The following is a 22,787-nucleotide window of genomic DNA, read 5'->3' as shown; positions in this document are numbered from 1 at the left end:
TTTATCTCCACCAAAAATCCTGCTTGAATTCATCGCCTATTTTATAGCCCTCTCCCATTTTAGGCGTTATGAAGGCGATATCGAGATTTTTATACAAAAATTCTACAACCTCATTCCAAGCATGAGTTCCCGCTAAAAATCTTCCCCAATGTATAGGCATCAAAGCCTTTGCATTGAGATCTTTTGCTTCCTGCAAAATTTGATCCGGAAAAGAATGCGAAAAAGGCCAAGCTTTGTTAAATTGACCACTTTCAAGGCAAACAAGATCAAATTCTTTAAAATATTCTCCGATTTTTTTAAAATGCGTAAAATACCCACCATCACCGCTAAAAAATACCTTTCTATCCACGCTTTTAAATTCCATCACAAAAGACGCCCAAAGGGTTTTATTTTTACCATCTCCACGGCTAGAGCTATGCTGTGAAGGCGTTGCGATGATATTTAAGTCATCAAATTCTATTCCATCCCACCAATCAAGCTCTATGATCTTTTTTTCACTCACTCCATAACTTTTAAGATAATTTCCCACTTTTAAAGGCGTGATGAAAAATTTCGCTCTATGCTTTAAAGCTTTTACGCTTTTTGCGTCCAAATGATCAAAATGAGAATGTGTAATGATCACTGCAAAAATGTCGCCAAAATCATCCGCACTATAAACAGGAGCATTTTTAAAAGCACGGTTGATAAAAGAAAAAGGCGAAGCGTGAGTGTTGAAAATCGGATCGATTAAGATTTTATATTTTTTAAAACTCACAAAAAGCGAAGAATGCCCCAGCCAAGTAATATGCGGGGCATCAAAATCGCTTAAGTTAGGCTTATAAAAAGGAAGTTTGAAAGGGACAATGGCATTTTTAGGGTAAAGGTAGTAATACTTTAAAACCTCTTTAAAAGGAACTTTGAAATTCTTATAGCTTTCTTCATTTTCATTGAGAAATATTTCGTATTTCTTGCCTTGTGCTCTTTTAGCTTTGAGTCTTTCTTTGCCATCGCAAAGATCAAATTTATGATACATGTTCTTTGATTTCTTCGCGGATCATATTAAACATTTTATTTATAATCTTGTCTTTGAAATTGGAGTTATTGTTAATTTCATTGAAAAAAACCGAATTTAAAAACAAGACTTCCTGAAATTTATCATTAAAAATTTCTTTAAATCTAACATGAGCATTTTGAATATCTGCAGATTTTAAAGAATTGCGATCTTCTTCATTTTCTATAATTTCATTTTTGATATTATAAAGAATTTCCGCTCTTTCATTTTCTTCTTCAAAATTTATACCGCCTTGCTTGGTATTGAATTCTTTTATGATATTAAGAAGTTCTTCTAATTGACTTTGGGGTTTATTGGAAGTATCAAGGGTGTTAGGCTTTAGCTCTCCATTGCCTTTTAAAACGATATCTTTAGTTGCTTCAAGTTCTATACGATAAGCCTCTAAGCTCACATTATCTAAAATTTCACCCATAGCTTGTGCTTTTGGCAAGATGATCTTAGAAATAAGTTTTTTAAGCAAGATATTGAGTTTTTCTAATTCACTATCCTCATAAGGCAAAATTTGTGCAAGAAAAGAATAGGCATTGATGTATTTTTTTGCTTTATTGTAAAAATCTATTTTTACTTCTTCATCTTTTGCGTTAAAACGCATTATCATTTGATCTAATTTAGCATGGATGATATTTTCTCTTTCTCGTCTTAAAATAGCACTAGCAAAATCGTCAATTTCTATTTGAGTATAAATTTCATAGCTATTAAGCTCTGCTTTAAGATCGTAAATTTTATCCTCACTATCTATATCTTTAAATAAATAAGTTTGTTCATAAAAAACACTAAAAGATTTTTCTATATCTTCATGAGTATTGACAAAATCTAAAACGAAAGTATCGAATTTATTTTGGCAAATTCTATTAAGTCTTGATAAGGTTTGAACGGCACTGATTCCACTTAAGGCTTTATCAACATACATTGTATGCAAAAGCGGTTCATCAAATCCGGTTTGATACTTTTGCGCAACGATCAAAAAACGATACTCATCTTTTTTAAATTCTTCTTTTAAAATAGATTCTGAAAAACCATTTAAAGAACTTTCACTATAAGTTTCACCTTCAAAATTTAAATCCCCAGAAAAAGCCACTATGGCTTTAAATTGAGGATAATATTGGCTTAAATACCTTTTAAAAGTCAAATAATACTTCACAGCATTTTCTCTTGAGCTAGTAACAACCATAGCCTTTGCTTTTGCTGCGATCTTTTTAAAGCTATTTTGAAAGAAATGCTCGATCATGATTTTTGACTTTTCTTCTATGGCTTCGATATTGCCTTGCACATAGGCTTTTAATTTTGCGTTGGCTCGTTTTTTATCGTATTTTGGATTTTCATTTGTATTTGATACGATTTTATAGTAACTTTTATAAGTGGTGTATCCTTTAAGCACATCAAGTATAAACTTCTCTTCTATAGCTTGTTTCATAGGATAAAGATGAAAAGGGATAAATTGCTTAACGCCATCAACCATACAAGCATTTCCAAACATTTCTAAAGTTGTCGATTTTGGTGTCGCTGTAAATGCAAAATACGATGCGTTAGGTTGAAATTTTTTACTTTTGATAAGCTCGATAATCTCATCTTCTAAATTCTCATTTTCTTCAGCACTTTTGCTTCTGATAACCTCTGACATTTTTTCTGTATTTTTTCCACCTTGGCTAGAATGTGCTTCATCGATGATAATGGCAAAATTTTTATCTTTAAAATCTTTGACTTCATCTAAGATATATGGAAATTTTTGAATAGTAGTGATGATGATCTTTTTACCCTCTTCTAAAGCATTTTTAAGCTGTTTGCTTCCTTGCGTGATCGCCTCTACCACACCTTCTTTATTTTCAAAAGCTTTGATCGTGTCTTGAATTTGTCGATCAAGAATCTTTCTATCGGTTACTACTATGGTAGTATCAAAAACATTTTTTAATTTCTCATTTTGCATTCTATGCAAGCTTACAAGATTGTGTGCAAGCCAAGCTATAGAATTACTCTTTCCACTTCCTGCACTGTGTTGGATCAAGTAGCGTTTTCCTACTCCATTTTCTTTAAGATCTTTAAGCAGTTTTTTAACAAGATCAAATTGATGATATCGAGGAAATATTACTGCATCTTTATCTTTTAAAATTTGCATAAAATTAAAAAACAAATCCATTAAAGTATCTTTTTTAAAGATCTCTTCCCATAAATATGCCGTTTTCATCCCCTCGCTTGGTGGGTTACCAGCTCCGCTTGGCAGTCCTATTTTACCGCTTGAATTATTTAATCCGCGATTGAAAGGTAAAAATTTCGTAGCATTTTTTTGTAGCTTAGTACTCATATAACAAAGATCACTATCTAAGGCAAAATGTATGATAGAATGACTAAATATAGGCTCTTTTGGATCCCTATCTTCTTTGTATTGATTTATAGCATCATATACATTTTGTCCGGTAAGGTAATTTTTAAGTTCTAAGGTGATGATGGGTAGGCCGTTTAAAAATATCACCATATCAAGTGAGTTTTTATTGTAATTGCTATAATACAACTGACGAACAACTGAAAAAATATTTTGCGTATAATTATACAAACTTTGCTCATTTGCATCGGTATTTGGCTTTGAAAAGGCTAGATGGATTTTTACCCCTTTGATCTCTACATAAGTTTGCAAAGCTTTAAGCATGCCTTTATTTTGAATTTGTGAAGAAATACGCTTATAAATTTCTTTTTTATAGTCTTCCCCCAAACGCTTTTTAAGCTCTTCTAATGCTTTATTTTGCGTAGCTTGTAAAAATTTTTCAAAAAGCTCTACATCAAGACTTAAATTTTTATCATAATCTTGAGAGTTTCTTTTTATATAGCCATTTTGGTTTATCAGGTATGATTCTATAAATTCTTCAAAATCTTTTTCTTGGTAATTAGTCATTGTTGATTTTCCTTATTGGCTTGAATAAAATCTCTCATATCTTTAATAGATTGTTGCAACTCTTCAAAAGTAAATTTCTTATTGTGTGTATTTTCAGGATGGTGAATTTGATGTCTAATACATGTTGTTTTTTCGTAGTTCTTTTCTTCTAATTCTCCATTAATATTTATTTTTATATATTTTTGCGTTGGCTTACCTTGAATATATTTTTTATAAAGATTTTGCAAATCAATGTATCCATATAATTCATTATGATATTCTTCATCCGCTTCATCAAAAGCTAGATAATTTATTTCATTAAGCGAAGGAATCGGAAGTACATGTTTTTCTAATTTTACAATCTCTTTTATATTGTCTTGGCTGTTTTTAATCACTCTTATATCTTCAAATTGAAGTTGTTTAATAACATTTGGACTATGTGTTGTAAGTATAATTTGAATTCCTTCTTTTTTGGATAATTTCTTTAGTGATTGCATAAGCAATCTTTGATAATATTGATGTTGTGAAGTTTCAGGCTCCTCTATGGCATAGATAATATTACTTTTTTCGTTATTATTTTTTTGTCTTTCAGCTTCAGCTCTAAAGAAATTTAAAAGTATCATTCTTTTAACCCCACTTCCTCTTTTATTAATAGGAATATTTTCGTCTCCTTCAATGGATACATTTTTAAACACATCTGCCCATTTAAGTTGCTCTACGGTTGGAATTTTAGGGTTTAAAGTCTGAACAATTTCCGAATTCATATCTTTTAATTTTTCAAGAGTTAAATTTGTTACTTCTTGTAATTTTTCTATTACTTTTTTAGCTATAACCTGAAGTTCATTGGAAATTACTTCATCTTTAAAAATTTGTGCAACTGCAGTTTTTAAAGGATTTTGTATTTCGCTATCTCCATCATTATTTGTTCTATCACACTGAAATAAAGCATAATATGGCAATTTCTTCTCTAGCTGCTCCCAAATATTTTTTGTATCTTCTTTGTTAAGTTCTATTTCTATTTCTTGCAGCTCAAGATTATTGGAATAATGTCTCCAAATTGCTTTTCTTAATTCTGCACTTTTTGTAAAATTTTCGCATTCTATGTGTTCTTCTTGGATAATTTTCTTAAGTTCATTAATCTTTAAATGATGCAAATTGGCACATTTGCTATTTGTTGGATGATATGCCCTAAGAAAGACTTTAGCTTTCGCTGCGTTTGGATATTTTTTAATAATTTCCAATTTGCCATCTTGATTTAATAAATACTCCTCCTTTAAATTTGTAGGATTTAATGTATCTAAAATTAACTCTTGCGGATAATTATCAAAAATGACAGATATTTGAATTTCATTATTGCCATTTTTTTCACACTCTTTATTTATGTCATTTTTATCTATCTTAATGACACCACCATCAAAAAAAATGTCTAAAGCTTCTAAAATAGTAGATTTTCCTATATCATTTTTTCCAACAAATGCAGTTAAATTATCAAAATCAACTTTAATTTCACTTGCATAGCTTCTAAAATTTTTTATTTTAACTTGAACAATCTTCATCTTTTCTCCTTTTTATAAATCCATTCTGCCGCAGATGGCTTCGTTTATGAGTGTGGTTTTGTATTCTTTTATGAGTTCGATTTGCTTTTTGATTTTTGCTATAAGAGAGTCGATTTTTTCGCATTTTTCATCTAAGAAATTTGCGATTTGCTCTTGCTCTTTTAATGGTGGAAGTAAAAATAAAAAATTACCTATTTGTTCAGGAGTAACACCGCCTATTAATCCCTTAATATTTGAAAAAAAATTATTTTGAAAAAAAATACCTTGAAAAAAATAAAATAAAAATTTTGAATTTAATTCTGTAGATTTATTTTTAATACAGCAAAGCTTATTGACAAAGCAAACTTCCTGATTTAAAATTGCTATTTTTTTACCCGCATTTGCTCCTTCCACACAAAGCAATATGCATTCTTTATAGGCTTTTTTAAAATTTGCATCTGTTTTTTTTATAAACATTCCATTGTAATAATTTATTGAGTTAAAAATAATATCTATATCTTTTGTGGCAATATAAGGTATAGTGTCATTATCTGCAATACAATATTTACCTTTATCACTATCTTTTATACTGTCACCATTATAGAGATTAGCAAAATACTTAATCTTTACCATTTCCCAATGTTCTGGAATTTCGCCAAGCCATTCTATGCCGCTGTTTTTTAATTTTACATTTTTATCAAGCCCTTTGGTGATGGTTTCATTTATCAAGGCTTGTTTTTGTTCTTGCAAAAGCGAGAGGAGTTTTTCTTTTTTCTCTATAAAATTTTGGATTTTTTCGCATTTTTCATCTAAGAAATTTGCGATTTGCTCTTGCTCTTTTAATGGTGGAAGTAAAAATAAAAAATTACCTATTTGTTCAGGAGTAACACCGCCTATTAATCCCTTAATATTTGAAAAAAAATTATTTTGGTATAGTGTCATTATCTGCAATACAATATTTACCTTTATCACTATCTTTTATACTGTCACCATTATAGAGATTAGCAAAATACTTAATCTTTACCATTTCCCAATGTTCTGGAATTTCGCCAAGCCATTCTATGCCGCTGCTTTTGAAATTTTTCATTGCATGATCTCGCCTAAAAGTTCCTGAACTTCTTTTTCTAAGGCTCTTAGTTCGTTGTCTATCTCGTCCAAACTTCTTGGCGGTGTGTAGGTGTAAAAATATTTGTTAAAAAGTATTTCATACCCTACGCTTGCACTTTCCCAAGCGATCCAAGAATTTTTTACATAAGGTTTCACTTCATTTTCATAATACTCGCGTATATCTTGCTTGAGTGGAATTTTTTCTGTATTGTTGGTTTTATCGTTATCTATAAGACAATTTTCTTCACTTTTTTTGAGTTTTACGCCTAGAAATTTTATAAATTCTTCTTTACTTTGAAATTCTTTAGGATTTTTTTCCAATTCTTTTAATTTTTCTAAAATTTTGTCTTTATCTTTGAGTTTTGCAAATCTTTCATCAAGCTCTAAATTTTCGATACTTTTTGGCTTTTCTATGGTGATTTTGGTATAACCAAATTCGATATTGTCTAAAATTTTGCTGTCTTCATTGCTGATGTTTTCCAAAAATAACTCGGTGATTTTTTCTAAGTGTTCTTTTGCCATCTCATTTTGTTTTGAACCTAGAGATTTTTTCATCTTAGAATAATACTTTTGGCTTGTTGCGTTGATAAGCTGAATTTTACCTCTTTTGTGTTTTGGTTTTTTGTTGGCGATGATCCAAATAAAAGTCGGAATTCCTGTATTGTAAAACATATTTGTAGGCAGTGCGACTATAGCCTCTAGATAATCATTTTCAATGATATGTTTTCTAATAGCCACCATACCGCTATCGGAATTAAAAAGCGAGCTGCCATTATGCACGCTAGCGATACGTGAACCCATAGAAGTATTAAATTTCATTTTGCTAAGCATATTTAGCAAAAACATCATTTGCCCATCACTTTTACTTGTGATACCTACGCTAAATCTAGGATCATCGCAAGTTGAATTTGAGCCTTTCTTTTCAACCCTTAGAATTTTTTGATCGTTTTCCCAAGATTTTCCATAAGGTGGATTGGTCAGCATAAAATCAAATTTTGTTTCTTTGTGCTGATCATCGCTTAAGGTTGAGCCGTATTTGATATAGTCAGGATCTTCGCCTTTTATCAGCATATCGGCTTTACATATAGCGTAAGTTTCTGGGTTGATCTCTTGTCCGTAGAGATAAATTTTTGCTTTAGATTGTATGAGGCCTTGAGGATCTGTGATGAATTCTTTTGATTCGGTTAGCATTCCGCCACTTCCGCAGGCATTGTCATAGATGAGAAAAATCTTGTCTGGTTTGTTGATTTGTTCTTTTACGGGTAAAAATACAAGATGTGTCATAAGATCTATAATTTCTCTTGGGGTAAAGTGCTCTCCTGCTTCTTCGTTGTTTTCTTCGTTAAATCTACGAATGAGTTCTTCAAAAACATATCCCATGCCAAGGTTGCTTAAGCCTTCTTGGATAACGTTGCCTTGAGCATCTAGTATAGGCGCTATAGATAAATTTATCTTAGGCGAGCAAAATCTTTCTATAACACCAAAAAGAATATTGGCATTTTCTAATCTATCTAGCTGATTTTTAAATTCAAATTTGGAAATGATATCTTGGATATTTTCACTAAAACCATCAAGGTAATTTTCAAAATTTACTCTTATATTTTTAGGATCGTTTAAAAGAGTTTGTAAGGTGAATTTAGAATAATTATAAAAGCCTAAGCCATTGCCTTTGCTCTTACCTAAAAAATCAAGATTATCTATTTTATCTTTAAATTGTTCGTAAAGATCCAAAATCTTATCTTTTGTAGGCTCTAAAACCGCATCCACTCTTCTTAAAACAGTCATAGGCAAGATAATATCGCGATATTTTCCTTTAACATAAACATCACGAAGCAGATCGTCTGCTACTCCCCATATAAAATTTATGATTGGTTGAAAACGAGCCGTATCCATAAAATTTTTCCTTAAAAATAAAAAGAATTATAGAAAAATTTTGCTAAAAGTCATTTAAAAAATATTTGAATTTTAAAGGCCAAGCTAAAAATAGCTTGGCATGAAGATAAAAGGAAATTATTCTACTTCAGCGTCGATAACATCGTCGTCTTTTTTCTTTTTATCGTTAGCTTGTGCGTCGTCTTTTTTATACATATTTTCAGCTAATTTGTGAGAAACTTCGCTTAAAGCTTTCATTTTGCTTTCAATTTCTTCTTTGCTTGAATTTTCATTTTTCAAAGTCTCTCTTAACTCATCTAAAGCTTTTTGAATATTTGCTTTTTCATCTTCTGGAACTTTTTCTCCAAGTTCGCTTAAAGATTTTTCAACTTGATGTGCTAAGCTATCAGCTGCATTTCTTGCATCTACAGCTTCTTTGCGTTTTTTGTCTTCTTCTTTGTGAAGTTCTGCGTCTTTTACCATTTTATCGATTTCTTCTTCACTCAAGCCGCTTGAACCTGTGATTTTGATTTCTTGTGCTTTGCCTGTTGCTTTATCTTTAGCAGAAACGGTTAAAATACCATTTGCATCGATATCAAAAGTCACCTCAATTTGTGGCATACCACGTGGTGCTGGTGGAATTCCCTCAAGGTTGAAATTTCCTAAAGATTTATTATCACGGCTGAATTCTCTTTCACCTTGTAAAACATTGATGGTTACGGCACTTTGATTGTCTTCTGCAGTTGAGAAAACTTGTTCTTTTTTGGTTGGGATGGTTGTGCCTTTTTCTATGATCTTAGTCATCACACCGCCTAAAGTTTCAATACCTAAAGAAAGTGGAGTTACATCAAGTAAAAGCACGTCTTTAACATCACCTTTTATAACCGCACCTTGGATCGCTGCACCGATAGCCACAACTTCATCAGGATTTACAGATTTGTTAAGATCTTTTCCAAAAGCTTTTTTAACTTCTTCTTGCACTAAAGGAACACGAGTAGATCCCCCTACCATAACGATTTCTTTAATTTCATCTTTTTTAAGCCCCGCATCATCAACCACTTCATTGATTTTAGTGATGGTTTCAGCTACTAAACCTTCAATCATACTTTCAAATTTAGCTCTAGTGATGGTTTTTGTTAAGTGTTTTGGGCCGCTTGCATCCGCTGTAATAAATGGCAAGTTGATATTAGTTTCATTAGCTGAGCTGAGTTCTTTTTTAGCATTTTCAGCCGCTTCTTTTAAACGTTGTAAAGCCATTACATCATTTTTAAGATCGATTCCTGTTTCATTTTTAAATTCACTTGCAAGAAAATCGATTAATTTATTATCAAAATCATCTCCACCTAAGAAAGCATTACCACCGGTTGATAAAACTTCCACTACGTTATCGCCTGTTTCAAGCACAGTAACGTCAAATGTACCACCACCTAGATCATAAACAACGATTTTTTCACTATCTTTTTTATCAAGTCCATACGCTAAAGCTGCAGCTGTTGGCTCATTGATAATCCTTAAAACGTTAAGCCCTGCGATAGTTCCAGCTTCTTTAGTTGCCTTTCTTTGCGCGTCATTAAAATAAGCAGGAACAGTGATAACTGCATCCACTACAGTTTCACCTAAGAAAGCTTCCGCATCTTCTTTTAATTTCATCAAAACTTTCGCTGAAATTTCTTGTGGAGTATAAATTTTTCCTGCGATCTCGATCGCACAAGCTCCATTTCTTTCAGTGATGTGGTAAGGAAGTCTGCTTTTAGCTTCTTTGGCCGCTTCTTCATTGATCATCAAACCCATAATTCTTTTTATAGAATATATAGTTTTTTCAGGATTGGTCACAGCTTGACGCTTTGCACTATCTCCAACTAAAATTTCCCCCTTATCTGTAAAAGCAACCACCGAAGGAGTTGTGTTTTTACCTTCTTTGTTTGGGATTACTTTATTTTCTCCGCGTTCATAAACAGAAACACAAGAATTGGTTGTTCCTAAATCTATACCTATAACTTTACTCATTTTTTATCCTTTCAATATATAATTTATTTTGCTACACTTACTTTTGTTGGACGTATCACGCGATCGTTAATTTTATATCCTTTTTGTAAAACCTGCACAATACCTCCGCTTTCATGATCCGCGCTATCTACATGAAACATCGCTTCGTGTAAATTTGGATCAAAGTCTTTTACTTCCTCTATGGTTTTAATACCATTTTTTTCAAGTTTTTTAACAAACAAATCTAAAGTATTTTGCACTCCTTCTTTGATTTTTAAACTGATTTCATCTTTTGCTTCAACGTTTAAAGCCGCCTCTAAAGCGTCTAAAACATCAAGCAAATCTTTCGCAAAGCCTTCATTAGCATAAAGCATTGCGGTTATTTTTTCTTTTTCCATTCTTTTTTTAATATTTTCAAATTCAGCGTTTGCACGCATATATTTATCTTTTAATTCATCGAATTCTTTTTGCAATTTATCTTGTTCATTTTCTTCATTGCATGTATTTTCTTCTTGCAAATTTTCGCATTCTTGTGAATTTTCGTTTTCGATTTCTTGCTTTTGTTCGCTCACGCTGCCTCCTTTATTTGTTTTAGTATTTTTTTATAGTCCGTATAAACACTACCCGCTAAGATAATATTTACATCTTCGCCCAAAAATTGCCCATCTACTTTAAGCCCCATAAAACCTTCTTTAAATAAAGGTTCAAATTCTAAGCTGTCTTTAAAATAATGATGCACACCGCAATCTAAGAGCTTAACAAATTCATCGTTTTGATAAATTTGGTAAGCCCTTTCTTCGTTACTTCTATAATAAATCAAATTCTGTCTTAAACAAGTGATCTTTTCAACAAGCTCCATGAAAGAAACTTTCAAAGCTATATTTTCTATGCTAAAAAGATCAAAACCTATCAAGGTTTTTAAAAATTCCCAAGCTTCTTTGGTGTATTTTATTACAAGCTCTTCTTCTTCAAAATCCAAAACTATAAATTTGGTATTGAGATTAAAAATTTCTTTTAAGATTAAATTTCTACCTCCATAAACCAAGCAATAAATTTCAAATTCTTTGCTTAATTCTTTTAAAAAAACCTCGTTAGTGATATTAATTTCACTTTGTTTTTCTTTCCAAAAATTTTGCCAATAATTTTGCATCGTTAAAACGGTTGGAATTCTACCGCTGCTTATATGAAGTTGAGTGATCAATCCTTCATCGCTCAATCTTTTCAAATAAACACGTATAGTCGATGCTGGAATGCATAAATTTAAATTAAGCTCACTAGAACCTATAGGAACATTATCTAATAAATAGGTTTCGATAATAGAATCTAAAATCAAACCTTTTTTATCGTGATTTCTCATGACTTCCTTTCTTTAAATTAGCACTCTCTTTTTTTAATTGCTAAAGGTATTATACAACTTTGAGTGTTATTTTGTCAAGTATATATATAAAAAAATTTACTTAATTTAATTTAGTCTATATAACTAAAGTTTTATGAGTTAGTATTATACAATATATTTTATTAACTAATGTAAAGACACATTGAAAATATAGAAATTTCAATGTGTTGTTAATTTTGGAGATTAAATTTGCATAAAAAGTTTGATATCTTTGTATTCGATTTTTTCTTGATCAAGTAGGAGTTCTGATAATTTTAAAATTTTTTCTTTCATAGAGCTTAAGAATTCATCCACTTCTTTTTTATATTCTTCCAAATTAGGCTCTTCTATCATATCAAAATTAACCATATATTCTAGCAATTCTTTGATCTTTAAAAAGTCATTTTGTGAGTTTGTGTAGCTTTCATTGTAGATTAAATTCATAGCTCTAGAACCGGCTAAATAAACTTTAATGCGATTGATAAGTTCGGATTTGGATCTGATATTTTTTTCATATTCTTTAAAGCGATCTTCAATAAGCGTGAATTTTTCAAACCCTATATCAAAATAATACGCACTTAATGCCTTAGCCGCTTGATAAGTGGCTTGAATTTTCTTTTCCTCATCATTGAAAGTTAAAATTTTCTTTTTGCCCACAAGCACTTTATTTAACACTTCATAAAAGTCATTTTCTTCAACTAAAGTGCTATTTCTTCTTAAAGCATTGATCGCTGCTTCATTGACTAAAGTTTCAAGCCCTGCCCCACTAAAACCAACGCTTGCTTTAGCGATTTTGCTTAAATCGACATTGTTATTTTTATCTTTCATGTAAATTTTTAAAATTCTAAGTCTATCCCTAAAATCGGGCAAAGATAAAAAAATTCTTCTATCAAAACGCCCTGAACGCAATAAAGCTGGATCCATGAGTTCTATTTTATTGGTAGCGGCTATAACAATAACGCCGTTATTGTCCTCAAAGCCATCCATTTGAGTTAAAAGCTGATTTAAGGTGCTATCCCTTTCAACGTTGGACATCTCACCTCTTGCTTTGCCTACTGCATCGATTTCATCGATAAAAATAATGCTTGGTGCCATCATCTTAGCCTTAGAAAAAAGCTCTCTAACTCTTTTTGCACCCATTCCAACATAAATTTCTACAAAACTAGAGCCACTTTGATAAAAAAAGGGAACTCCCGCCTCTCCGGCAACGGCTTTAGCTATGAGAGTTTTTCCTACCCCTGGAGGCCCAACCATCAAAACGCCTTTAGGCATTTTTACGCCAAATTCTTTGTATTTTTTAGAATTTTGCAAAAAATCCACCAATTCGCTTAATTCCATCTTAACCTCATCAACACCTGCAACATCTTTAAAGGTTATGTTTGAAATCACAGGCTTGATATTGGAACTTTCTAGTTGGGGATTTTGATTTGCACTAGATGCTTTATTAGTAGAAATTGGGTATTTTGCCATTTCTTTTTTTCTTAAAAAAGAAAGAATTAAAAAAAATAAAATGATTAAAAGAACAAAAACACCTATAAGCCACAAAGTATTGTCTTTTTTTATCTCTACTGGAACTTTAGCTAAAAGGGTTTTTAAATCGATTCCATCTTTAATAACGGCATAATTTCCTTCTTTAGTTTTTAACAAAACTTCTTCACTATCTATAATGGCTTTTTGGATTAAATTTTGATCCAAAAGACTTTGATAAAGACTTTCATCGATGTATTTTGGTTCGTTTTTGATGTATAAAATTCCAAAAAGAACACACAAAATCACAAAAGATATGAGTATGATTTTTTTATTTTTCATTTTTCAGCCTTGCAAATTTGAAAAATTATATTTTTCTTGCACTTCATATCGGTTTATTAGCAACCATTCTTTAGCTATATCTTGATCGCTTTTTATTTTTATTTTATTAAAAAATTGATCATAACCTTCAAAAACACCATCTTTTTGAGTTTCAACTAAAATTTCAAGTGGAACTTTATTTTTCTTTCTAAATTCATAGTTATTTTTTTCTACGATGTCTTTTAAAAGATTTAATCTTTCTTTAGCCACATCACCACTAACAAGATCTTCTTTCATGGTAGCTGAGTGAGTATTGTTTCTAGGACTAAAAATAAAAGCATGTATGTGAGTGAGTGGAAAATTCTTAAAATGATCTAAAGCTTCTTTCCATATAGATTCATTTTCTCCAGGATGACCCACTATAAAGTCAGTCCCTAGAGCAAAACCTTTACTTGCTATATGATTAAAAAGTTTTAGATCATTATCAGTATGTGAACGTCTTCTCATGATGCGTAACATTTTTTCACTTGTGTGTTGCAAAGCGATATGCAAATGCTTCTCAATCCAAGCTTCATCTAAAATTTCTAAAAAGCTTTCATCAATTTGAGCTGGTTCTAAGCTGCCAAGCCTTATACGCTTTATCCCTGAAATTTTTCCCATTTTTTGCAAAAGTTTTCCTAGTGTTGTGCCATTTTTTATACCATAAGATCCTATGTTAGTTCCTGTTAAAACGATTTCAGAATAACCATTTTGTGCAAGAATTTCCACTTGTTTTAAAAGATCTTTTTCTTCTACACTTCTTGATTTACCCCTTACACTAGGAATGATACAATACGAACAGGCAAAATCGCATCCTTCTTGAATTTTAACAAAGGCTTTAGTGTGGTTTTCATACTCGCAAACGATATCTTTATCGATAAAATTTAAATTTCCAAGCTCATAAAAACTTGTTTTTGCGTTTAAAAATTCATTGATTTTATCTTTATTGGACGCTCCTAGCACTCCAAAAATTTGCTTTTGTTCTAAAAGCTCTTTTCCTTTGCTTACAGCCCCACAACCTGTAAGTATAACTTTAACCCCTTGTTTTTTCATGGTATTGATATATGATTTTATCCCGCTATCGGCTCCATTTGTAACCGTGCAAGAATTGACAACTACAATTTGTGCTTCTTTTTCATCATTCGTAATTTCAAAATCTTTTACATAACGTTTTAAAAGCTCTGTATCATAAATATTTGTTCTGCATCCAAAGGTTTTAAAAAAAACTTTTTCTTTCAATCTTTATTCCTTTATGGGAAAATCTTTAAATTTGTGGTTTAAATCCATTTTATCCACATACAAATTTTGCGCTGGATAAGCGATTTTGATATCGCTGTGTTTGTTAAACTCTTTAATAATTTCTTTACTGATTGTGCTTCTAAGCACTAAAGCTGCATAAGAGCTTGTCATATACCAAGCAGAAATTCTCATCCCCCAATGCTCAAAAAATACAAAAAATCTAGGTTCTACCTTAGAATTTTTAATGCTGTATTCATCTTTTAAGCGATGCATATTTTTTCTTGCAAGCTCTGTGTATTTTTTTGAATGATGAGTCACGATTTTTTCTACTATTTCTTGTGCTTTTTCGATGTTGCTATCAAAACTTATATTAATATCGATTCCATCAAGGATGGTTTTCATACCATGATGGGTATAATTAGCCAATAAATTTGTAAAAACATAATTATTTGGTATAAAGATAATACGGCCACTGCGGCGATTTTTCATATAAGTTTCTAGAGTAAGCTCTTCATAAAGAGTGATTCTTAAAAAAGAAATATCTATAATATCACCTACATAAGTTGTGTCATTTTGAAAAACTTTAATGCGATCACCTACTCTAAAACTACCCCCAAAAACGATCACACACCATCCAAGCATAGACATAAACATATCTTTCATGGCAATTGCCAAACCGGCAGAAGCAAATCCTAGTATGGTTACAAGATAGCTTATATTTTCTATGTAGACAAAAAGCAAGATAAGTAAGATAATATTGATATTGATAAAATTGATGATTTTAGTTGCTGTATAGTATCTTTCGCTGTCTTTGATGTATTTTTTAGCGATATATTTAAGCAAAAATGAAATAGCAATAACAAAAACGATAGAAATGATAATGTTAATCGCTCTTAAGGTTTGGATTTTAATTTCAGAACTAACCCTTGAAATTTCCTCATCAATCTTTTTTTCATACACCGAATAAGAAGCACTGATGAAATTTAAAATTTGATCAAATTCTTCTAATTTTTGATCGGATTCTTTTAAAGCTTGTATATTTTTAGGACTTGGATCAAAATCAACCAATTCTTTAAGCTCTGAATTTTTCTCCTTGATCTTATCGACTAAATTTTTAAACTCGTTAAATTTAGATAAATATTCCTCTTTTTCTCCTTTTATTTTTTTAATATGAGAAAAAGCCCCGATTATGGCTAAAGGATTGGTAAGTTTTGGCAAAATTTCAACATGATTTGGAGCGCTAAGAATTTGAGCAAAATTTAAATCTTTGTATTCTTTTAACAAATTAAGCTGTTCTTTTAAATTGCTGATTTTACGTTTTAATTCTTCTTGTGCGAGTATATCTGTGGTTTTTTTAAGATCTAAATTTAGAATGAGAATTTCATCATTGATATTTTGATATTTCATAAAATTTTCATATCTTACATTCCAAATACTTGCATTAATGATGGTATTTAAAGTGTTGATTTTTTCTTGGATACCTTTAGCGATCGTGCTATTGGTGTCTGCAAAGGCTATGATAAAAAATAAAGCTAGAAAAATGATTTTTTTCATGAGAATTCTTTTAAGGTTTTAATGATATCTTTTAGATCAATATCGCTTTTAATCAAGCCTTTGCCCAAAGAATTGGCAAGAATGAAATTTAATTTTTGATTAGAATTTTTCTTATCCATGAAGAAAGCTTCATAAAAAGCATCAACATTATCGATTTTATAATACGTTGGTAATTTAAATTTTCTTAAAATTCTTTCGATTCTATCACATTCTTTTTCGCTTAAAAGCTTTAAATTTAAGGCTAAACGATTTGCCATATTCATACCTATAGCCACAGCTTCACCGTGCAAATATACGCTATAATTGGTTAAATTTTCTATAACATGAGCAAAGGTATGACCATAATTTAAAAGCATTCTAAGATGGCTTTCTTTTTCATCTTGTTCTACAACTTTAGCCTTAAGCTCTATGCTTTTAGCGATAATTTTAGAAAAAATTTCATTTTCACATTTTGCACTTAAAAAAGCTTTTTCATCTATACTTTCTATGAAAGCTAGTAAATTTTCATCAAATATCACTGCCATTTTTATAAATTCTGCCATACCAGCAGCAAGTTCTCTTTCGCCTAAAGTTCTTAAAAATTCACTCTCACAATACACAGCTTTTGGCTGATAAAAAGTTCCTATAAGATTTTTTCCAAAAGAGTTATTGATTCCAGTTTTTCCGCCAACAGCAGCATCAACACAGGCTAAAAGCGTCGTAGGGATATTGATAAAATCAATGCCTCTTTTATAAATACTTGCTGCAAATCCTCCCATATCGCTGATCACTCCGCCGCCAAAGCTTATTAGGATACTTTTTCTATCAAGCTTGGAATTAAACATTTGATTTAAAATTTCTTCTATGGTGTTTAAGTTTTTATATTCTTCTCCATCCTTTATCGTAGCGATAAAAATCTCTTTAGCTTTAATTTTATCGAGTAATTTTTTTAGATGAAGTCCTGAAATTTTAGGATTTGAAAGTATAAAAACCTTAGTGTCAAATTCTAAATTCTCTAATTCATCGATATAAACTTGATACGCATTTTCTTTTAAATTGACTTTTATTTGCATTTTTTCACTTTTGTTTTAATCTTAAATCTATTTTATCAAATTAGGACTAATTATTGCTTAAAATTGCTTTATTCAACCGGTATAAAAAGCTGATAATTTTGCTTCATTTTAGCATAATGTCTGTTTAAATTTGTACTTAAACTTTTACTAAAATTTCCGCCCAAAAGCTCTTTTTCAAAACTTACAAATTGCAATAAATCATTGCGGTATTGTAAATTTAAAAGCGGATTATCGTCTCTTTTGTGAATGATTTGAATATTTTTATCATAAAGTTTAGATAAACTGCTAAAATACTCTTTCATATCGCTGATATTTTGAGAATTAGGATTGTAATAATAAAGCGTTAGATTAAAATCAAGCTGTTTGCTAAAATCAGTGATCACATTGGCATTATTTTCAAGTTCGCTTTCATTAGCACTTAAAATCACCGATTCTTTTAAGTTTTTAAATTCACACTCTCCTATTTTTAGTATAGGAATTTTTAAATCAAAAAATTTCTTTTTCTCTTTTTGAAAATGTTTATAATCTGTAATGAGCATCCCTATATCGTTATTTTGCAAAAAAGCATCTAAATGGGTAAAATCTGTATTAAAATAATCAAAAAACACCCCTTCTTTTTCATAAAATAATTCTTTTAATTTATGAAATATAGGACTCATTTTAGGATTTATCACTCTTATAAAACTTTTCTTTGCATTGCTTTTTTCTTCAAGATATAAGGTTGTATTGATCAAATTCTCTTGAGTTTTTTCACTCATATTTTTCATATCAATAAGGGTAAAAATATTGCTTCCAAAAGGAATAGGAAACTGCCCTGCTTTATCTCTGATATTGTGAAAAATAGTTTGAAGAACAACAGGATCTCCTACGATTAAAATGCTATCATTAGGCTCTAAAACAAAGCTAGGTTTCACAAAATAAATTTTTGAATTTCTATAAATCAATACTATACGCCATCTTTTTTGTTGAATAGATCTAATATGTCTGTAGGCAAAAATAGATCCTGAAGGAATTTTCACCTCCATAATCTCCCCTTCTCCGAGTCCTACGTATTGGGCAGTAAGGGCAATATCTGGAAAAAAATTCATCAATCTACGACTCAAAGTCATTCTCGCATCGATTAAATTTACATGAGAATCGCTGATGCTTAAGCCCCAAAAATCCATAATTTCAATTTCTAAATTGATATCTAATAAACGCAAAGCCTCATAGGTTTTTTTCGCCTCAAATTCATCTTGCATGTAAATAAAAGCTTGTTTAAAGTTTTTACCCATAATCGTTTCAAGACGTGCTGTACTGGTAGGATCAAAACGATATAATTCCAAAGAATCACTCTTTATATTAAGTTCTTCTTGGCAAACGATAGTAAAAAAATACCCTAAACCTTTTTCAAAACAAAGCCTTTCTAAGAAATGCTTTGCTAAAATTCCATCAATTATAATTAAAATATGATTCATTGTGTTTATCTCCAAAAAAAGGAATTATATCAAATGGAATTTAAATTAAAGTATAAAGATGGCATGGCTAGAGTATGTGAAATCACTACAGCACATAGCACCTTTGAAACTCCTATTTTTATGCCTGTTGGAACAGTGGGTGCGGTTAAAAGCCTTGATGCTAACGATCTTAAAAAAGAACTCGATGCAAAAATCATTCTTGCTAATACTTATCATATGTATTTGCGTCCTGGTTTGGAGGTGATTAGAAATTTTAAAGGCTTGCATGGTTTTACCCAATTTGATAGAAGTTTTTTAACCGATAGTGGTGGTTTTCAAGCTTTTTCTTTAAGTAAAAATTCAAAACATTTTAATGAAGGTATAGAATTTAAAAGTCATATTGATGGAAGCAAGCATCTTTTTACCCCTAAAAGTGTTTTGGATATCCAATATACTTTTAAATCAGATATTATGATGATCTTAGATGATCTAGTTGCCCTACCTGCAACCAAAGAAAGGGTTAAAATTTCTGTTGATAGGACTATTTTATGGGCAAAAGAAGCCATAGAATATCATAAAAAAATGCAAAAACAAAACATAGGTTTAGATCAAAATATTTTTGGAATCATCCAAGGCGGAACTGATTATGAAGAAAGAAAACGTTGCGCCTTAGCTTTAAATGAAATGGAATTTGATGGACTAGCTATAGGAGGGCTTAGTGTCGGAGAGGAAAATGCTCTTATGTATGAAACTGTAGAAAATTTAAATCCTTTTTTAGATGAAAATCGTCCTAGATATTTAATGGGCGTTGGCACTCCTGAAGATCTAGTAGAAAATGTTGCACGTGGGGTAGATATGTTTGATTGTGTTATGCCAACAAGAAATGCTAGAAATGGAACTTTTTTCACTAGCTTTGGCAAATTTAATATCAAAAAAGCAGAATTTATTAACGATCACGATCCTATAGATAAAACTTGTCAATGCTACACTTGCCGCACCTTCTCACGTGCTTATTTAAATCATCTTTTTAAAGCTAAGGAGCTAACTTTTTTTCGCTTAGCGAGTTTGCATAATTTGCATTATTATCTTGATTTGGTAAAACAAATGAGAGAGGCGATTCAAAAAAACGAATTTAATAAATTTAGAAAAGATTTTTATTCTAAAAGGTTAAACAATGCAGTATGATGATAATTTAGCTAAATTTTTAAGTAAAAATTCCAACACTTTATATATGGATTTTCTAGGGCAAAAAATTTTAATTTTATCCTCATTAAACTCCAAAACAGATAAAGAAAAGATTCATGTTTTTGGATTTGAGGAAGAATATATTTTCAAATTAGAAAATACAGAATTTAAAATTTTCAACCTTAATGATTTTCTAAACATTATCCGTGCTAACTTGGATGAATATAAAGCGATGAATACGCATTTTGAAAATATTATAGAGCATAAAGAAAATATCCTTTTAAAGGGCAATTTGATTAAAAATTTTTTTAAAAAAAGTTTCATTTTAAAGCAAAAAATAAATAAAAATTTAAAAAACCTTTCTCTATTTAATGAAGCTTTAAATTTACTTGCTGAATCAAGTCCGCATAAAAAAGCCTTAAGACCATTGATTTTTGGCGCTAATATAGCCTTGAAAAATAGCAAAGAAATTCTAACAAGACTTAACGAATTACATTTATTTATAAATGCGATCAAAAATGAAAGGATTAATCAAAGTTTATATTTTTTAAGCGTCCTTTCTGCGATATTTTTGCCTCTAAATTTAATCGTAGGTTTTTTTGGAATGAATACGAATGGGTTATTTTTAAACGGCAATAAAAATGCTACTTGGTATATTTTTACACTTATATGCTTGATTTTAGTTCTTGGACTTATTGTTTATTATAAAAAAAGAAAAAAAGAATTGGAATTTGATGATAAAATTACTAAAAAATCAAACAAATAACCTATTTTTAAGAAAAATATTATATAATAGCGTCTTTAAAAATGCGCTCATAGCTCAGCTGGATAGAGCATTTGATTGCGGTTCAAAAGGCCAGAGGTTCGAATCCTCTTGAGCGCACCATTAAACTTCAAAAACATTCATTTAGATTTATCATAAAAAATTAAGCTTTTCATCTTTTAAAATCATTTTAGTTTATGTATTTTTTATAAAATATATAAATTTAAAATTAAGGTTCAATTATGACAACTCTAGGAGATTATATTTTTAGTTGCCTATGGACTGCATTCATCGTTTGTGTCTCATTTCCTCAAGAAATTTTAAAAGGCTTAGCACCTTTTATCATTGCTTTATTTTTTCCTAAGATCAGGCAAATTTTATCCAAAGAAAAAAGTATTATCTATTGGTTTTTTTATGGAATTATTTGCTGTGTTAGCACCGGAATCATTTTTTCAATTGCAATATCTTATGATAATATTCATTTAAAAGCTGAACTTGATTTTATATTTTTTGCAACCTTAATTTTTAATATCTGCTCTCTTATTTATCTTTTAATATTTAAAATTTTTATTTTAAAAAAGCATAAAATTCCTTTAGTGAAAAAAGAGAAGTATTATTTACTTGGTTTAAATTTATTATTTTTCTTATTGTTTTATATAATATGCAAATTAATTGCAGTATTTAAATATCTTTAATAACATTTAAAGGAGTATCCATGCAAAAGTTTTCAATAGTTTTAGGATTGTGTTTAATTTTAGGCATTAGTGCTAATGCCCAATCTCCAAGTGAAGCTAAACCTAGTTTTGATTGTGCTAAAGCAAAAAGCAATGTTGAAAAGATGATATGCAATGATAAAAGCGGGAATTTACAAAATTTAGATCGCTATATGGCTGAAGTCTATACACAATTAACAAAAGAGTTAAAAGTCTCTAAGTTTCCAGATAAGGAGCAAAGACTAAAAGATCTTTTAGATTCACAAAGGGCATTTATTAAAAAATTAAATAAAATTGATAGAGCTGATTTTATACAATATGATTATGATGAAGAAGATGCCTATGAAGAACGCTCTGATTTTATAGGACATTCTTATGAAAACCGCATTACAGACTTGCTTAAACTTCTAGGTAAGGTGCTAGATTCTAACAATAAAGAATTATGTGAATATGCAAGACAGCATGATGATCAATTTGATGAGAATAAATGGCAAGAAGTTCCTCCTTCTGTCAATCCTCCATATAGCATAGGCTTTTGTACTTTTGGAACAAGTAGTAGATATGGTATTACTTCAGATTTTTGCACAGAAAAGGGAGAGATTATAAAAGAAAAAATGGCAAAAGCTATCAAAGACGAATATGATGACAATTTTTTCTTTATCCATAATACCAAAATGTATAAAAGAAAAATTGATATTAACAATGATGGAGTGCCCGAAAATCTGATTCTTATATCAGGGGCTTATTATGAAGCACTTTGGATATATAAAAATGGTAAGCTAGATGCAAAAGCAAGTGATAAAATCTATGGGGATGATTTACATCTTGATGGATTAGATACTCGAGATAATCTTCGAGCAGGTCTTGACAGCGATGCTGCTGTAGTATTTGGTTTATATGCCATGCCAAGCAATAAAATTTCACAACCACTAAAATTTGATTTTGGATATCCTATGCTAGGCTATTTATACTATGGAGTTATGGAGTTTAAAGGAAAAAATTATATTACCCTTTATAATCGCAGATTTCAGGATGATGAAAAATCTACTTATCCAATAGAACGCATTTATCTTTTAAAAGGCGATAAAAGAGAATTAAAATGCACTTATGAAAAGAGATATATTTATATTAGGAAAAATTAACAAGGTATTATTTACAAGGGGTAAAAAAGCGTTTAATTCACCCAATTATTTTTGTAACGCTTCGAGGCAAGTTTATGGCAATAGCCA

At 30.4% G+C, this 22,787-nt stretch carries 15 protein-coding genes, 1 tRNA gene and 1 pseudogene; 4 read left to right on the top strand and 13 right to left on the bottom strand.

Annotated elements, in window-relative coordinates; all coding sequences use genetic code 11:
* Position 1: 1 nt before the first annotated feature.
* From H2280_RS04500 to H2280_RS04435, 13 genes and pseudogenes are all read right to left on the bottom strand, one after another.
* Positions 2-1,012 (bottom strand): MBL fold metallo-hydrolase, encoded by a 1,011-nt coding sequence (locus H2280_RS04500; protein WP_337215805.1) that lies wholly within the window; start codon positions 1,010-1,012, stop codon positions 2-4.
* Positions 1,002-3,935, bottom strand: coding sequence for a type I restriction endonuclease subunit R (locus H2280_RS04495; protein ID WP_337215804.1), 2,934 nt, complete (start codon positions 3,933-3,935; stop codon positions 1,002-1,004). The genes H2280_RS04500 and H2280_RS04495 overlap by 11 nt, the downstream gene beginning before the upstream one ends.
* Positions 3,932-5,470: an ATP-binding protein gene (locus H2280_RS04490; RefSeq protein WP_337215803.1), complete on the bottom strand. Its 1,539-nt coding sequence runs from the start codon at positions 5,468-5,470 to the stop codon at positions 3,932-3,934. Before H2280_RS04490 ends, H2280_RS04495 begins: the two co-directional genes overlap by 4 nt.
* A gap of 12 nt (positions 5,471-5,482) precedes the next feature.
* A pseudogene (locus tag H2280_RS04485) lies at positions 5,483-6,536 on the bottom strand (restriction endonuclease subunit S).
* Positions 6,533-8,449 carry a class I SAM-dependent DNA methyltransferase gene (locus H2280_RS04475; RefSeq protein WP_337215801.1) on the bottom strand — a complete coding sequence of 639 codons (1,917 nt, stop codon included), beginning with the start codon at positions 8,447-8,449 and terminating at the stop codon, positions 6,533-6,535. Before H2280_RS04475 ends, H2280_RS04485 begins: the two are co-directional and overlap by 4 nt.
* A gap of 117 nt (positions 8,450-8,566) precedes the next feature.
* On the bottom strand, positions 8,567-10,435 hold the full coding sequence (gene dnaK / locus H2280_RS04470) for a molecular chaperone DnaK (RefSeq protein ID WP_337195695.1): 1,869 nt from the start codon (positions 10,433-10,435) through the stop codon (positions 8,567-8,569).
* A 23-nt stretch (positions 10,436-10,458) separates the two neighbouring features.
* Positions 10,459-10,986 (bottom strand): nucleotide exchange factor GrpE, encoded by a 528-nt coding sequence (grpE, locus tag H2280_RS04465; RefSeq protein ID WP_137624271.1) that lies wholly within the window; start codon positions 10,984-10,986, stop codon positions 10,459-10,461.
* Positions 10,983-11,771 carry an HrcA family transcriptional regulator gene (locus tag H2280_RS04460; protein WP_337215800.1) on the bottom strand — a complete coding sequence of 263 codons (789 nt, stop codon included), beginning with the start codon at positions 11,769-11,771 and terminating at the stop codon, positions 10,983-10,985. Before H2280_RS04460 ends, grpE begins: the two co-directional genes overlap by 4 nt.
* 222 nt (positions 11,772-11,993) lie before the next feature.
* Positions 11,994-13,598 carry an ATP-dependent metallopeptidase FtsH/Yme1/Tma family protein gene (locus tag H2280_RS04455; RefSeq protein WP_337215799.1) on the bottom strand — a complete coding sequence of 535 codons (1,605 nt, stop codon included), beginning with the start codon at positions 13,596-13,598 and terminating at the stop codon, positions 11,994-11,996.
* A gap of 3 nt (positions 13,599-13,601) precedes the next feature.
* On the bottom strand, positions 13,602-14,855 hold the full coding sequence (gene mtaB / locus H2280_RS04450; protein WP_337215798.1) for a tRNA (N(6)-L-threonylcarbamoyladenosine(37)-C(2))-methylthiotransferase MtaB: 1,254 nt from the start codon (positions 14,853-14,855) through the stop codon (positions 13,602-13,604).
* Between the two features lie 3 nt (positions 14,856-14,858).
* Positions 14,859-16,409, bottom strand: coding sequence for a mechanosensitive ion channel domain-containing protein (locus H2280_RS04445; protein WP_337215797.1), 1,551 nt, complete (start codon positions 16,407-16,409; stop codon positions 14,859-14,861).
* Positions 16,406-17,461 (bottom strand): 3-dehydroquinate synthase, encoded by a 1,056-nt coding sequence (gene aroB / locus H2280_RS04440; RefSeq protein ID WP_337215796.1) that lies wholly within the window; start codon positions 17,459-17,461, stop codon positions 16,406-16,408. The genes H2280_RS04445 and aroB overlap by 4 nt, the downstream gene beginning before the upstream one ends.
* Positions 17,462-17,529: 68 nt before the next feature.
* Positions 17,530-18,918 carry a COG3400 family protein gene (locus H2280_RS04435; protein WP_137624277.1) on the bottom strand — a complete coding sequence of 463 codons (1,389 nt, stop codon included), beginning with the start codon at positions 18,916-18,918 and terminating at the stop codon, positions 17,530-17,532.
* A gap of 33 nt (positions 18,919-18,951) precedes the next feature.
* Here H2280_RS04435 and tgt point away from each other — a divergent pair, with 33 nt between their 5' ends.
* The 4 genes from tgt (at position 18,952) to H2280_RS04415 (ending at position 22,700) form a co-directional block, all read left to right on the top strand.
* Positions 18,952-20,082, top strand: coding sequence for a tRNA guanosine(34) transglycosylase Tgt (tgt, locus tag H2280_RS04430; RefSeq protein WP_337215795.1), 1,131 nt, complete (start codon positions 18,952-18,954; stop codon positions 20,080-20,082).
* Positions 20,072-20,848 carry a CorA family divalent cation transporter gene (locus H2280_RS04425; RefSeq protein ID WP_137624279.1) on the top strand — a complete coding sequence of 259 codons (777 nt, stop codon included), beginning with the start codon at positions 20,072-20,074 and terminating at the stop codon, positions 20,846-20,848. The genes tgt and H2280_RS04425 overlap by 11 nt, the downstream gene beginning before the upstream one ends.
* Before the next feature lie 43 nt (positions 20,849-20,891).
* Positions 20,892-20,968 (top strand) — tRNA-Arg (locus tag H2280_RS04420).
* 592 nt (positions 20,969-21,560) lie between these two features.
* Entirely contained in the window at positions 21,561-22,700 is a 1,140-nt protein-coding gene (locus H2280_RS04415; RefSeq protein WP_337215794.1) for a lysozyme inhibitor LprI family protein, read from the top strand.
* The last annotated feature ends 87 nt before the right edge of the window (positions 22,701-22,787 follow it).

Source organism: Campylobacter sp. 2457A (assembly GCF_020135895.1).
GTDB lineage: Bacteria > Campylobacterota > Campylobacteria > Campylobacterales > Campylobacteraceae > Campylobacter_D > Campylobacter_D taeniopygiae.
The sequence above is the reverse complement of the archived record's forward strand: the minus strand, read 5'-3'. Positions and strand labels throughout refer to the sequence as shown.

Bases quoted from the DNA above. Each gene is read 5' to 3' on its own strand.
- aroB (WP_337215796.1), bottom strand. From the start codon at position 17,461: ATGCAAATAAAAGTCAATTTAAAAGAAAATGCGTATCAAGTTTATATC.
- H2280_RS04415 (WP_337215794.1), top strand. From the start codon at position 21,561: ATGCAAAAGTTTTCAATAGTTTTAGGATTGTGTTTAATTTTAGGCATT.
- H2280_RS04445 (WP_337215797.1), bottom strand. From the start codon at position 16,409: ATGAAAAAAATCATTTTTCTAGCTTTATTTTTTATCATAGCCTTTGCA.
- H2280_RS04490 (WP_337215803.1), bottom strand. From the start codon at position 5,470: ATGAAGATTGTTCAAGTTAAAATAAAAAATTTTAGAAGCTATGCAAGT.
- H2280_RS04500 (WP_337215805.1), bottom strand. From the start codon at position 1,012: ATGTATCATAAATTTGATCTTTGCGATGGCAAAGAAAGACTCAAAGCT.
- dnaK (WP_337195695.1), bottom strand. From the start codon at position 10,435: ATGAGTAAAGTTATAGGTATAGATTTAGGAACAACCAATTCTTGTGTT.
- H2280_RS04435 (WP_137624277.1), bottom strand. From the start codon at position 18,918: ATGAATCATATTTTAATTATAATTGATGGAATTTTAGCAAAGCATTTC.
- H2280_RS04495 (WP_337215804.1), bottom strand. From the start codon at position 3,935: ATGACTAATTACCAAGAAAAAGATTTTGAAGAATTTATAGAATCATAC.
- H2280_RS04455 (WP_337215799.1), bottom strand. From the start codon at position 13,598: ATGAAAAATAAAAAAATCATACTCATATCTTTTGTGATTTTGTGTGTT.
- tgt (WP_337215795.1), top strand. From the start codon at position 18,952: ATGGAATTTAAATTAAAGTATAAAGATGGCATGGCTAGAGTATGTGAA.
- H2280_RS04460 (WP_337215800.1), bottom strand. From the start codon at position 11,771: ATGAGAAATCACGATAAAAAAGGTTTGATTTTAGATTCTATTATCGAA.
- H2280_RS04425 (WP_137624279.1), top strand. From the start codon at position 20,072: ATGCAGTATGATGATAATTTAGCTAAATTTTTAAGTAAAAATTCCAAC.
- H2280_RS04475 (WP_337215801.1), bottom strand. From the start codon at position 8,449: ATGGATACGGCTCGTTTTCAACCAATCATAAATTTTATATGGGGAGTA.